Annotated in this window: 10 protein-coding genes; 2 read left to right on the forward strand and 8 right to left on the reverse strand. The window is 60.5% G+C overall.

What is annotated here, in order from left to right; translation table 11 throughout:
* Nucleotides 1-12 precede the first annotated feature (12 nt).
* The 5 genes from KGB21_RS23680 to speB form a co-directional block, all read right to left on the reverse strand.
* On the reverse strand, nucleotides 13-738 hold the full coding sequence (locus tag KGB21_RS23680) for an MBL fold metallo-hydrolase (protein ID WP_223506893.1): 726 nt from the start codon (nucleotides 736-738) through the stop codon (nucleotides 13-15).
* Nucleotides 739-823: 85 nt separating this feature from the next.
* Nucleotides 824-2,203 carry a sodium:solute symporter gene (locus KGB21_RS23685; protein WP_223506894.1) on the reverse strand — a complete coding sequence of 460 codons (1,380 nt, stop codon included), beginning with the start codon at nucleotides 2,201-2,203 and terminating at the stop codon, nucleotides 824-826.
* Nucleotides 2,204-2,438: 235 nt separating this feature from the next.
* Nucleotides 2,439-3,950, reverse strand: coding sequence for a purine-cytosine permease family protein (locus KGB21_RS23690; protein ID WP_223506895.1), 1,512 nt, complete (start codon nucleotides 3,948-3,950; stop codon nucleotides 2,439-2,441).
* 54 nt (nucleotides 3,951-4,004) lie between these two features.
* The gene (locus tag KGB21_RS23695; RefSeq protein ID WP_034146202.1) at nucleotides 4,005-4,427 is read right to left on the reverse strand and encodes a YybH family protein; all 423 of its coding nucleotides are present in this window, start codon (nucleotides 4,425-4,427) and stop codon (nucleotides 4,005-4,007) included.
* A 9-nt stretch (nucleotides 4,428-4,436) separates the two neighbouring features.
* Entirely contained in the window at nucleotides 4,437-5,387 is a 951-nt protein-coding gene (gene speB, locus KGB21_RS23700) for an agmatinase (protein ID WP_034146203.1), read from the reverse strand.
* Nucleotides 5,388-5,742: 355 nt separating this feature from the next.
* Here speB and KGB21_RS23705 point away from each other — a divergent pair, with 355 nt between their 5' ends.
* The gene (locus tag KGB21_RS23705) at nucleotides 5,743-6,636 is read left to right on the forward strand and encodes a LysR family transcriptional regulator (RefSeq protein ID WP_007972518.1); all 894 of its coding nucleotides are present in this window, start codon (nucleotides 5,743-5,745) and stop codon (nucleotides 6,634-6,636) included.
* Nucleotides 6,637-6,641: 5 nt separating this feature from the next.
* A complete protein-coding gene (locus KGB21_RS23710) occupies nucleotides 6,642-7,235 on the forward strand; it encodes a tRNA-uridine aminocarboxypropyltransferase (RefSeq protein ID WP_223506896.1) in 594 nt (197 codons plus the stop codon).
* Nucleotides 7,236-7,388: 153 nt separating this feature from the next.
* Here KGB21_RS23710 and KGB21_RS23715 read toward each other — a convergent pair whose 3' ends face one another.
* The 3 genes from KGB21_RS23715 to KGB21_RS23725 all read right to left on the reverse strand — a co-directional run bounded on the left by KGB21_RS23715 (nucleotide 7,389) and on the right by KGB21_RS23725 (nucleotide 12,496).
* A complete protein-coding gene (locus tag KGB21_RS23715; RefSeq protein WP_223506897.1) occupies nucleotides 7,389-8,753 on the reverse strand; it encodes an HlyD family type I secretion periplasmic adaptor subunit in 1,365 nt (454 codons plus the stop codon).
* Between the two features lie 207 nt (nucleotides 8,754-8,960).
* Complete coding sequence (locus KGB21_RS23720; RefSeq protein WP_223506898.1) at nucleotides 8,961-11,120, reverse strand: type I secretion system permease/ATPase; 2,160 nt, start codon at nucleotides 11,118-11,120, stop codon at nucleotides 8,961-8,963.
* Between the two features lie 17 nt (nucleotides 11,121-11,137).
* Nucleotides 11,138-12,496, reverse strand: a complete 1,359-nt coding sequence (locus tag KGB21_RS23725; protein ID WP_223506899.1) for a TolC family outer membrane protein — start codon at nucleotides 12,494-12,496, stop codon at nucleotides 11,138-11,140.
* Between the last annotated feature and the right edge of the window lie 434 nt (nucleotides 12,497-12,930).

Below are 12,930 nucleotides of genomic sequence, written 5' to 3' on the forward strand. Positions count from 1 at the left end.
GTACAGCAGGCTTCAGCCGTGAGAGCGCTGCCACTCGTCAATCATGATGCGCAAATGCTCCCCGGAAAAGCTGCCGAAATGCCCGCCATGCACCGTGCGGATCGGCAAGTTGCGCAAGCGTCGCAGGCTGTGTGCGTAGTCGTCGAGGTTGGAGTGGTAGGCGTCTTCGATCAACGGCCCGTCATAGATGATGTCACCGCTGAAAAGCGTCTCGGTCGCCGCCTCGAACAGGCTGATGCAGCCCGGCGAATGGCCCGGTGTATGCAGCACTTGCAGCACCCGATCGCCCAGATCCAGCACGTCGCCTTCTTCGATAAAACCGGTGGCAGGGGCGGCTTTGACCCGGTATTCGGCGTAGCACAACGGACAGTCGGGGTGCGCTTCGAACATATCGTCACCGACAAACGCCCGACTCAAATCGTTCTCGCCGTCCGGGGCGGCAAGTATCTGCGCTTCGGCCGGATGCACCAGGCGCTCGGCAAACTCATGATGCCCGGCAATATGGTCGAAATGGCAGTGGCTGGCCACCGCCACCAATGGCCGCTCGGTGATCCAGGGGAGTTGCTCGCGCAGACTGACCAGCCCCGAGCCGCTGTCCAGCAGCAGATCCTTGTCGCGCCCCTGAATGTGCCAAAGGTTGCAGCGATAAAAAGGACGGATGTACGGCTCGTGAATCAGGCGAATGCCGTCGCTGAGGTGCTTGACCTCGAACCACTGATCGCGGCTGACGATCTTCATACGCAGTTTTCTCCAGACGAAAAAAAACGGGTGTGGCAACCGACGCCACACCCGTCGAAGAAAGCATCAAGTCGTTATGTTCAGCTTAGGCGGCGCTGGCCAGCGTTGCCGGGCGACGGGACATCAGGCTGACCAACACGAAGCTCACCAGGCCTACGCCGAGGCTGTAGTAGATCGGGGTGTTGGCGTCCAGACCGTCCTTGAACATGAACAGCAGGGCGGTGGCGAAGCCCAGGCCCATGCTGGCGATGGCGCCGGCGGTGGTGGCGCGTTTCCAGAAGATCGCGCCGATCAGTGGGATCAACATGCCGCCGACCAGCAGGTTATAAGCCAGGGTCAGGGCGCTGATGACGTCGTTCACCACCAGGGCGATACCCAGTACCACGATTCCGGTCAGCATGGTGACCAGGCGGTTCAGCCCCAGGCTCGACTGTTTACCGCCACGCAGTTTCGGCAGCAGGTCTTCGGTCAGGGTGGTGGCAGCGGCGAGCAGGCCGGCGCTGGCGGTGGACATCATGGCGGCCAGAGCGGCAGCGATCACCAGGCCACGGATACCGTCCGGCAGGGACAGTTTGACGATGGCGGCGAAAGCGTTGTTGACGTTGTCCAGGTCCGGGATCAGCACGTGGGCAGCCATGCCGATCAGTGCGCAGGCCAGGCCGTAGAGGATGCAGTAGATGCCCGCGGCGGTGCCAGCGACCTGAGCCACTTTGGCAGTCTTGACGGTAAACACTCGTTGCCAGATGTCCTGGCCAATCAGGATGCCGAAGAAGTAGATCATGAAGTAGGTGATGATGGTGTCCCAACCGATGGTGGTGAAGCTGAAGCTCGCCGCCGGCAGTTTCAACACCAACTCATCCCAACCGCCGACGCGGTACAGGCAGATCGGCAACAGGATGAACATCAGGCCGACGGTCTTGATCACGAACTGGACGATGTCGGTCAGGGTCAGCGACCACATGCCGCCGATCGCCGAATAGACCACGACCACGCCACCGCCGAGCACTACCGAAATCCAGAACGGCATGCCGAACAGCACTTGCAGCACGGTGCCGATCGCCAGGATAGAGGTCACACCGATCATCAGCGCATAGGCCAGCATGATCACCGCGCTCGCGGAGCGGGCCATCGGGTTGTAGCGTTTTTCCAGCACCTGGGTAACGGTGTAGATCTTCAATTTGAGCAGCGGTTTGGCGAGGAACAGGTTCAGTGCCACGATGCCGCAACCGAGGGCTGCGCACAGCCAGAAACCGGAGATGCCATGCACGTAACCCAGACGCACAGTGCCCACGGTGGACGCGCCGCCGAGGACGGTGGCGGCCATGGTGCCCATGTACAGGCTCGGACCGAGGTTACGACCGGCGACCAAAAAGTCTTCGTTGGTCTTGGCCTTGCGCATGCCGTAGTAGCCGAGTATCAGCATCGCGGCGGCGTAGATGAGTACGACGAATAAATCCAAAGCCATGATGGCGTGTCTCCGATTGTCTTTTTTATGTGAGGCTGAATTGCATTGCTGTGAGGAGGCTTTTGTGGCGAGGGAGCTTGTCGGATCGCCGCACCGTCCCGCTAGGCTGCGAAGCAGACCCAGATCCTGCAACCGGATTTCTTCAGGAGAAACTCAATTGCCTGTTGTGCGACTGCTGCGCAGTCGAGCGGGAGCAAGCTCCCTCGCCACAGTGATTACCTCAGCACTTTGTTTATCAGGCGACCTGTTGCATCGCCGGTTTAACGAGCGGGTCCGTGCTCTTGCTGCGTGAATCTTTCGGGCCGAACACCGCGTTCGCTTCCGGGAACAACTTGAGCAACACCAGGTACACCACCGAGGCCAGGCTCAGGGTGACCGGCAAACTGATGTCGATGCCATCGGCCAGGTTGCCCAGTGGGCCAACGAACTGCCCCGGCAAGTTGACGAAGCACAGGCCGACAGCCGCGCTCGGGATCCAGGCGCCCATGCCACGCCAGTTCCAGCCGTGGGTGAACCAGTAGCGGCCACCTTTCTCGCCACGGGTGAACACTTGCAGGTCATCCGGGCAGTAGAAGCCGCGACGCACCAGCAGGCCGATGATCATGATCACCATCCATGGCGTAGTGCAGGTGATGATCAGCACGGCGAAGGTCGACACGCTCTGCACCAGGTTCGCCGCGAAGCGACCGATGAAGATGAAGGCAATCGACATCACACCGATCAGCAGCGTGGCCTTGACCCGCGACAGCACCCGAGGAAACACGCTGGACATGTCCAGCCCGGTGCCATACAGCGAGGTGGTGCCGGTGGACATGCCGCCGATCACCGCAATCAGGCATACCGGCAGGAAGAACCAGGTGGGCGAAACCGCCAGCAAGCCGCCGACATAGTTGTTGGCCGCGATGTAATCCGGAGCCTTGATCGCCACGATGGTCGCGGTGGCGAGGCCGAACAGGAACGGAATCAGCGTCGCCAGTTGCGCGGCGATCACCGAGACCATGATCCGGCCCTTCGGCGTTTCACGCGGGATGTAGCGCGACCAGTCACCAAGGAACGCGCCGAAGGAAATCGGGTTGCTCATGGCTACCAATGCTGCGCCGATGAACGCCGCCCAGAAGCCGGCCTGACCCATCACCACGGTGCCGGCGTACTGGCTGTCGAAGGCCGGGGCGAAAGCAAAGATGCCCAGCAGGAACAACAGGCTGGCCGCCCACACGGCGATACGGTTGACCCACAACATGAAACGGAAGCCGTAGATGCACACCGTCAGAACCAACAGCGCGAACAGACCGTAGGCCAGGCCCAGGGTCAGGTCGGTTTCCGGCAGGTCGATCAGGCGTTTGGCGCCGCCCACCAGTGCGTCGCCCGAACTCCAGACGGAGAGCGAGAAGAACGCGATAGCGGTCAACAACGACAGGAAGGAACCGACGATCCGCCCGTGCACGCCGAAGTGTGCGCCGGAAGACACGGCATTGTTGGTGCCGTTGATCGGGCCGAACAGGCCCATCGGCGCGAGGATCAGCGCACCGAGCACCACGCCCAGCACGATCGCCCAGACGCCTGCCTGAAAGGACAGGCCGAACAGTACCGGGAAGCTGCCGAGCACAGCGGTGGCAAAGGTATTGGCGCCGCCGAAGATCAAGCGAAACAGGTCGCTGGGCCGGGCGGTGCGCTCATTGTCCGGGATCTGTTCGACCCCGTTTGTTTCGATGCTGCTAAGGCTTTTTTCGTTGTTGTTGTTATTCATGATCTGCTCCGATCATAAAGGCGCGCTCATCGTGTGTGAGCGTCACCTGTTTGGCTAAGGGGGTGGCAGCCCTTCCGGCATTGCGGATAAATGTTCGTGGCAGGCCAGCCATAGGCCTTGTTGTTCTTGGCCAGACGCTTGTTTCTTGAAAACAATCGTCTCGCGCTCCTGGCTGAAGTGTTGCTCCCCTTGCATGCGCAGCTCGGTGGCCACGTCATGAATGAAAATCGCCACGTCACCCTGCAGGCTGACGAAAGCGTTGCTCGACGTGCACGCAAGCACCTCGAAGCCATCCTCGTCGCGCCAGTTGTCCCACAACGCCTGATAGGCATCGCGCGACAGCAGCGGCTGTTCGAGGGTGTGGAAGACGAAGCTGGCATCGGCGCTGAACGCGCCGAAGTAGGCTTCGCGATCGTTACGGGCGAAGGCGGATACCAGGTCGGCAGCCGCTTTCAAAACCTGATCACGTTCGTTCATGACCGATCCTCAGCGATGGACCACGCCAGGCAGTACGCAGAGCATTTCGTACAGCAGGTTGGCGGCCAGCAGCGAGGTGTTGCCGGTGGTGTCGTAAGCGGGCGAGACTTCTACCAGATCGCAACCGATCAGGTCGAGGCCTTGGCAGCCACGAACGATCTCGATTGCCTGAATGGTCGTCAGACCACCGATTTCCGGGGTGCCGGTGCCTGGAGCCCAAGCCGGGTCGATGCCGTCGATGTCGAAGCTCAGGTACACCGGACCACCGCCGACTTTCTCGCGAACTTCGGCCATCAGCGGCGTCAGGGATTTGTGCCAGCACTCTTCGGCCTGGACCACACGGAAACCCTGGTTGCGGCTCCAGTTGAAGTCGTCAGCGGTGTAGCCCTGGGCGCGCAGACCGATTTGCACAACGCGGTCCGGGTCAATCAGGCCTTCTTCGACGGCGCGACGGAAAGTGGTGCCGTGGGCGATTTTCTCGCCGAACATGTGATCGTTCACATCGGCGTGGGCGTCGATGTGCACCAGGCCGACCTTGCCGTGCTTTTTATGGATGGCACGCAGGATCGGCAGGGTGATGGTGTGGTCGCCACCCAGGGTCAGCGGGATCACATCGTGTTCGAGGATGTTGTCGTAGGATTCTTCGATGATCCGCACGGCATCCAGCAGGTTGAAGGTGTTGATCGCCACGTCGCCGATGTCGGCAACCGACAGCGAGTCGAACGGTGCTGCGCCGGTGGCCATGTTGTACGGGCGGATCATCACCGATTCGGCGCGGATGTCACGCGGTCCGAAGCGGGTGCCGGGGCGCAGCGAAGTACCGATGTCCAAAGGCACGCCGACGAAAGCAGCGTCGAGGCCGGCAGCGGTAGGTACGTGGGGGAGTCGGAGCATGGTGGCGATGCCGCCGAAGCGCGGCATTTCGTTGCCGCCCAGTGGTTGGTGAAGAATCTTGTCCACGGGTAGGGCCTCATCGTCGTTGTTTTATTTATTTTGGTTACGCCGTTCACGGAAGAGACGGGCACCACTGAGGGCCGATTCTGCGAAATGTAGTGACCGGGAAGAATCGCTACGGGCAAATACTTAGTTCAGATTTTTCTAAACTAATGTCGGATGGGCAGATAAACTTCTGTCTCTGCACAGAACCCCTGGCGAGGGAGCTTGCTCCCACTGGGCTGCGAAGCGGCCCCAAAACCATTCAATCCGGTTACATCAGGCAGACCACATGAGACGGGTTGACGACTGCTGCGCAGCCGAGCGGGAGCAAGCTCCCTCGCCACAGAGCAGCATGTATTAGCTTGTATTCGGAGCCCCCATGGCCAACGCTTTACCCGACCTGAAACTATTGCGCATCTTCGTCAGCGTGGTGCGCCATCAGGGATTCGCCAATGCCCAGCAAGAGCTCAATCTCTCGACGTCGGCCATCAGCACTTATATGAGCCAGCTCGAAGCGGCGCTAGGCCTGGTGCTGTGTCATCGTGGTCGGGGCGGTTTCAGCCTGACCAGCAAAGGCGAGTTGTTCCATCAGGAAACCCTGCGTTTGTTGGGTGAGCTGGAAGGTTTCGAACAATACGCCGCCGCACTCAAGGGCGAGTTGCGCGGCACGTTGAATCTTGGGGTGATCGATTCCACCGTCAGCGACAAGGCTTTGCCGTTCGCCGAAGCCATCGGTGCCTACAGCCAGGAACACCCGGCGGTGCATTTGCATTTGTCGGTCATGAGCCCGTACGAGCTGCAACTGGGCGTGCAGGACAACCGTCTCGACCTGGCCATCGGCGCGTTTTCCACGCGCATGAGTGGTCTCGTGTACATGCCGCTCTACCGCGAACAACACTGGTTGTATTGCAGCACGCGGCATCCATTGTTCAACGAACGGCGCATTCCCGAGCAGGTCATTACCCAGCAACGCATGGTGGGGCGCGGCTACTGGAGCCAGGCCGAACTGGCGCGGCACGGCTTCAAGCACAGCGCCGCTACCGTGGAGAGTATGGAGGCACAGCTGATTCTGGTGCTGTCCGGCGCCTACATCGGTTACCTGCCGGAGCATTACGCCCAGGCCTGGGCCGACAAGGGCGACTTGCGTGTGCTGCTACCGGCGACTTTCGGCTATCAGGCGCCATTCTCGATGATCGTGCGCCGTGGCCGCAGCCGCGAACCGTTGATCCAGACCTTCCGCGATCTGCTCAAAGCACAACTGAATCAGGCCTAAAGACGATGTCCAGAATTCAATGTCCACGTTGCCTGCGCCCGCAAAGCCATTGCTTGTGTGCGCTGATCCCCAGCCTCGACAGCCGCACGCGGGTGTTGCTGTTGCAGCATCCGAGTGAAGTGAGTCATGCGCTGAACACTGCGCGACTGGCCGCATTGGGGCTAAACAACGCTGAGCTGATTGTCGGTGAGGTGTTCGAGGATTTGCCGGCGCTGTTGGATCGGCCAGGGTTTCGCGCGCGGTTGTTGTTTCCCGGTGACGACGCGCAACCGATGCAAGCCTATGCCGATAGCGATGAACCGCTGTTGCTGGTCGTCCCGGATGGCACCTGGCGCAAGGCGCGCAAGATGCTGCACCTCAATCCGTTGCTGGCGGCATTGCCGAGGGTGACGCTGGCCGAAGGCGGCGTGTCCCGTTATCGATTGCGCAAGGCACCAGCGCCCGGGGCGTTGTCGACGGTGGAGGCGATTGTGCAGGCGTTGGAAGCGCTTGAAGCGCCGGCAACGTTTGCACCGTTGCTGAAACCGTTTGAAGCGTTGATCGAGGGGCAGATTGCGGCGATGGGGGAGGAAACTTACCTGAAAAACCACGGTGGATGATCACTTGTGGCGAGGGAGCTTGCTCCCGCTGGAGTGCGAAGCGCTCCCAAAACCGGTCAACTCAATGTCCCTGACCCACCGGGGTGTATGTTTAGGGGCTGCTTCGCAGCCCAGCGGGAGCAAGCTCCCTCGCCACAAAGGAAAGAGTCAGGCCTACCTTTCGCGCATCGCCTCAGTCCGAGCTTTCAGCACCGGCTTGAGCAAGTAATCCAACACGCTCTTTTCACCGGTAATGATATCCACCGTCGCCACCATCCCCGGAATGATCAGCAGCGGTTTCACATCCCCACCCAAATGGTTTTTATCGGTGCGCACCTGAATCAGGTAGAAGCTGTTGCCCTTGTCATCGGTGATCGTGTCGGCGCCGATCAGCTCCAGTTTGGCGCTCAGGCCGCCGTAGATCGTGTAGTCGTAGGCACTGAACTTGACCATGGCTTTCTGGCCGGGAAGCAGGAACGCCACGTCTTGTGGCCGGACCTTGGCTTCGATCAGCAGGTTGTCTTCAAGCGGCACGATTTCCACCATGTCGCTGCCCGGCTGGACCACGCCACCAATGGTGTTGACCTTCAGCACCTTGATGATCCCGTGAACGGGCGATACCACCGTGGTACGGGTCACGCGGTCGTCGATAGCGATGCTTGATGCGGTGATTTTCGACAGGTCGGTGCGCTTCTCGTTCAGCTCTTTGGCCGCCTCCGAGCGGAAGGATTGTTCCGATTCGTCGATCTTGCTCCGGATCTCGGCAATCGCCGATTCCGCCCGGGGAATAGCCAAAGTGGTGGCGTTCAGCGAGCCACGAATTTCCACCGCGCTGCGCTTGAGCCGAAGGATCTCAACCGGCGACACGGCACCGGTCTTGACCAGCGGCTCGGACATGCCCATCTCCTGGTTGACCAGCGCCAGGCTCGAACTGTATTGCCCCTGTTTCGAGCGGAATTCCGCCAGTTCCTGGGTTTTTTGCCGAAGTTGTTCGCTCAGCGTGCGTTGCTCGCTGGCCAGTCGACGTTGCCGTTGTTCGTACAGCGAACGCTCGTCTTCGGCCACTTGCGGTGCCTTGGCAATGACCTCGTCCGACAGCTTGAACGGCCGGCCCTCGGCCTCGGCGGACAAGCGCTCGACCTGCGCGGTCAGCGCGTATCGATCAGCCTCGCTTTCACCCTTGTTCGACAGGTAGCGTGTGTCATCCAGACGCAACAAGGTGTCGCCCTTGTTCACCATTTGCCCTTCGCGTACGAAGATCTCGGTGACAATGCCACCTTCAAGGTTCTGGATGACCTGAACCTTGCTCGACGGAATCGCCTTGCCTTCGCCCATGGTGACTTCCTGCAGCACGGCGAACTTGGCCCAGACCAATGCGCTGATCAGCAGCGCTGCCGCCAGCCACACGGTAACGCGCGACAGGCGTGGCGAGTCCTGCAATGAAGCGCCGGCGGTTTCCGGCATGAATTCGACTTCGGCGCTTTTACCGAAGCTGTTGAAGTAGCCACGGGACGCGGAGTCCGGCGTTGGAGCAGACATGGGCGATACCCGTCAGTTAAGAGAAATAATGCCGAAAACAAATCTGTGGCGAGGGAGCTCGCTCCCGCTCGGCGGCGAAGCCGTCGCAAAATCTACCGATGCAGTTCTGCCGGCACATCGAGGTGGTTGGTTTCGGGGCTGCTGCGCAACCCAGCGGGAGCAAGCTCCCTCGCCACAGGTTGTGTACTGGCATCGAGTGGGCTACTCCTAGACAGCCGCAGAGCCGACACGGCCCTTGCGCAATGCATCGATGACTGCTTCTTTCGGCCCGTCGGCGACGATCCTCCCGTTGTCCAGCACCACCAACCGATCCACCAGGCTCAGCATCGACGTACGGTGGGTGACCAGCAGCACGGTTTTGCCCTGGACCCAGCCGTGGAGTTTTTGCCGCAGGACGTCTTCACTGCTGTTGTCCATGGCGCTGGTGGGTTCGTCGAGCAGCATGATCGGCGGGTCGAGCAACAAGGCGCGGGCCAGCAATACAGCCTGGCGTTGGCCGCCGGACAGCAATTGCCCGCGCTCGCCCACGGGCCGGTCGAAGCCTTGCGGGTGTTGTCGGGCCAGTTCGGTGACGCCGGTGAGTTCCGCCACTTCGAGCATGCGTGCGTCGCTGATGTAGCGCGCGCCAAGGGTCAGGTTGTCGCGCAGGCTGCCGGCCAGCAGCGGCAGGTCATGGGCGACGTAGCCGATTTGATGGCGCAGGTCGGCTACGTCCAGTTGCCGCAGGTCCAGGCCGTCGAGCAACAACTGGCCTTCCTCCGGTTCGTAGAAACCCATCACCAGCCGTCCCAGGGTGCTTTTGCCGGAACCGCTGCGACCGATGATGCCGATCCGCTCGCCGGGTTTCACAGTGAAACTGACATTGGCCAGTGCCGGGGTGCTTTGGCCGTTGTAATGGAAGGTCACGCCGACAACGTCCAGCGCGCCTTGCAACTGCGTGCGTTCCAGCGGCCGTTGTTTGGCATCGCGCTCTTGCGGCAGCGACATCAACGCATCGGTGCTTTTCATGGTCAGTTGTGCTTGCTGGTAGCGGGTGATCAATCCAGCAATCTGTCCCAGTGGCGCAAGCACGCGGCTGCCGAGCATGTAGGTCGCCACCAGGGCGCCAACGCTGAGGTTGCCGGCGATGATGCTGTACACCCCGGCGACGATGGTCGCCATGCCGGAAAACTGCTGGATGAACAGCGTGCCGTTAGTGGCCATTGCCGAGAGGTTGCGGGCATGGCTGTCGAGGCGGGTGAGGGCGCCGTGAGTGCTTTCCCATTTGTGCTGACGCTCGCTTTCGGCGCTGCAAGCCTTGAGGGTTTCCAGGCCTCCGAGGGTTTCGATCAGCAGCGCCTGGCGTTCGGCGCCGAGGCTGAGGCTCTTCTGTACGGTGTCGCGCAGGCGCGCCTGAATCACCATGGCGAAGATGATCGTGATCGGGAACGCCAGCACCGGAATCACCACCAGCCAGCCGCCAAGCAGACCAATGACCACCAGCATCAGCAGCGCGAAGGGCAGGTCGATCAGGCTGGTGAGGGTCACGGCGGTGAGGAATTCCCGCAGGCCCTGGAAGTCGTGAATGCTTTGGGCAAATCCGCCGATGGTGGCCGGGCGTGCTTTCATCGCCATGCCGGTGATGCGTTCGAACAAAGTTGCCGACAGGATCACGTCGGTTTTCTTCCCGGCCGTGTCCAGCAAGTGCGCGCGCACCACTCGCAACACCAGTTCGAAACCGGTGCCGATCAGCAGTCCGATGGACAACACCCACAGGGTCGACGTGGCCTGGTTCGGCACCACGCGGTCGTAGGTCTGCATCACGAACAGCGGCACCATCAAACCCAGCAGGTTGATCAGGAAACTCGCCAGAATCGCATCGCTGTACAGCCACTTCGACAGCTTCAGGGTGTCGCGAAACCACGCCTGGACGCGCGGCACCAGCGGCGAGCGTAGGTCTTCGAGTTCATGCCGCGGCCGGGCGAACAGCGCCTGGCCCGTGTAGTGCTCGGCCAGCTCTTCCGGGCTGATCCATTGTTCGCCGCCATCGGCTTCGCTCGGCAGGATCAGCACCCGGCCGTCGTCACCGTAGCGGCGCAGAACAGCGGTGCGACCGTTGTCGAGCAACAACAACACGGGCAGGTTGAGCGTAGAAATATCTTTGAGATCGCGGCGCAGCAAACGCGCCTGCAAACCGGCCCGGGCCGCTGCGCGGGGCAGCAGGTCCAGGCTCAGGCGTTGGTTTGCCATCGGTAGCCCGGCACTCAGGCTGGCGCGACTGACGGACGCGCCGTGGAGTTTGCAGAGAATCAACAGACCATCCAGTAACGGGTCATCGAAGCTCAGGCGTGGATCGACACCGCTGTTGGCGGTTTCCATGCTTGTCACATTGAACGCTCCAGGCACTACTTCAGTTCAGGCAAACGGGCTTCGTTTTTCACTTCGGTCTGGGCGACGGCATCAGCGGGAAGTACCACGCGTTGTTTGCTCAACAACTGGCCCATGTTCGCCAGCACACGGTACATCGAATATTCCTCGGTGTATCGGACTTCGGTGTAGCGGCGGTTGGCGTTGTAGAGCTCGTTTTCACTGTCCAGCAGGTCGAGCAGGGTGCGTTGGCCGAGGCCGAACTGATCCTGATAGGCGATGCGTACGCGTTTGCTGGTGTCCGCGTATTCACGGGCGGTGGGGGTTTGTTTCTTGGCGTTGACCATGGCGTTCCAGGCCAGGTGAATGTTTTCGTTGAGCTGACGCAGGGCGTTGTTGCGGATGTCCATTGCCTGATTGATCTTGTGCGCATCGGACTGCAGGCGCGCCTTGTCGCTGCCGCCGCGGAACAGGTTGTAGTTCATCACCACGCCGACGCGCCACTCGTTGTCATGGCCTTCTTCGCCGGCAATGTTGTTGTTCGCGCCCACCGCGGCTTCGGCGTCGAAGCGCGGGTAGAACGGCGATTTGGCGACTTCGTACTGGCTCTCGGCCGATTGCACGTCGGCCTGGGCGGATTTCAGGTACGGGTTGTTGTCGACCATGCTTTGCTGGGCTTCTGTCAGCGAGGCCGGCAGTTCGCCACGGATCGACGGTGGGGCTTCGAGTTCATCAGGCAGGCGCCCGACGACAGCGGCGAAGTTCGACTCGGCGTCGGCCAGATCGACTTCAGCGGTGTCGAGGTTGTTTTCCGCCAGTGCCCGACGAGCGGTGGACTGGTCGGCGTCGGCGTTGCTGCCGATCCCACGCTCGGTGCGCAGGCCGATCTGATCGTTGACTCGCAAGTGTGCTTGCAGGTTGTTCTTGGCCAGCGTCACCAGTTCGCGACGCTTGAGCACTTCGAGGTAAACCTCGGTGGTGCGCAGGGCCAGGTCCTGGGCGGTGCCCTGAGCGTAATAGGCGCGGGAGTTGACGACGCCTTTGGTGCGCTCGACTTCGTTGGCGGTGTTGAAGCCGTCGAACAGCATCTGCCGCAGACGCAGTTCCGATTGCGTGTAGTTGAGAATTTCGGTGTGGTGATTGCCCAACGCACGGGTGTTGGTGTTATCGCTGTACCCGCGCCCGTACGCGGCATTCAGGTCAACCGATGGATAAAAACCGCCCTTGGCGACCTTTACGTCTTCATCAGCCGACAGACGGCTGTCCACCCGCGACGCCAGCTCCGGGTGGGTCGCGATGGTGCTCTGGATCGCATCGGTCAACGACATGGCTTGGGCCTGAGAAGTGCAGGCCATGGCCAATAGTATTGCGCTGCAGAGCGGGGTTAAAAGGCGCATGGGTGCATCTCCCTGATTTCCTAATGGTGCTTTATTTGTCGCCAATTATTTGACGACTTTTATAGGTATTCCGTTTCATGGTTTTAACAACAGAGCTAAGAACATTCTACAGAAAACCTAAGAACTATTTCTCATAAAGCTTATGCCAAAAAAAACTTATGCGGTATTCTAATTCCGGCACATTGTTCTCCTCGGAAGCCCTTGTATTATGAGCTTTAGGGTGCTCATCGGGGCAGAGAAAAAGTTCCAATTCATTCATCGAAAAAAAGCGGAGAAGTGCTGGAGGGGAGGGAAGCGAAGCGGTCTGTGGTGACGGTTTTTTGTCACCCGGATGGTTCAGAACCGTTACGCATCGCTCGCAGGGCTCGTAATTTCGGTCGTTAACCCGTTGTCTTTGATTGCAAAGGGTTTTTATCTCGCACCGTAAATGAGGC

Source organism: Pseudomonas sp. GL-RE-29 (assembly GCF_019947275.1).
Classification (GTDB): domain Bacteria; phylum Pseudomonadota; class Gammaproteobacteria; order Pseudomonadales; family Pseudomonadaceae; genus Aquipseudomonas; species Aquipseudomonas fluorescens_A.

What these genes read in the sequence shown, in the direction of transcription:
- KGB21_RS23680 (WP_223506893.1), bottom strand. Translation starts at nt 738, where the DNA reads ATGAAGATCGTCAGCCGCGATCAGTGGTTCGAGGTCAAGCACCTCAGC.
- KGB21_RS23685 (WP_223506894.1), bottom strand. Translation starts at nt 2,203, where the DNA reads ATGGCTTTGGATTTATTCGTCGTACTCATCTACGCCGCCGCGATGCTG.
- KGB21_RS23690 (WP_223506895.1), bottom strand. Translation starts at nt 3,950, where the DNA reads ATGAATAACAACAACAACGAAAAAAGCCTTAGCAGCATCGAAACAAAC.
- KGB21_RS23695 (WP_034146202.1), bottom strand. Translation starts at nt 4,427, where the DNA reads ATGAACGAACGTGATCAGGTTTTGAAAGCGGCTGCCGACCTGGTATCC.
- KGB21_RS23705 (WP_007972518.1), top strand. Translation starts at nt 5,743, where the DNA reads ATGGCCAACGCTTTACCCGACCTGAAACTATTGCGCATCTTCGTCAGC.
- KGB21_RS23710 (WP_223506896.1), top strand. Translation starts at nt 6,642, where the DNA reads ATGTCCAGAATTCAATGTCCACGTTGCCTGCGCCCGCAAAGCCATTGC.
- KGB21_RS23715 (WP_223506897.1), bottom strand. Translation starts at nt 8,753, where the DNA reads ATGTCTGCTCCAACGCCGGACTCCGCGTCCCGTGGCTACTTCAACAGC.
- KGB21_RS23725 (WP_223506899.1), bottom strand. Translation starts at nt 12,496, where the DNA reads ATGCGCCTTTTAACCCCGCTCTGCAGCGCAATACTATTGGCCATGGCC.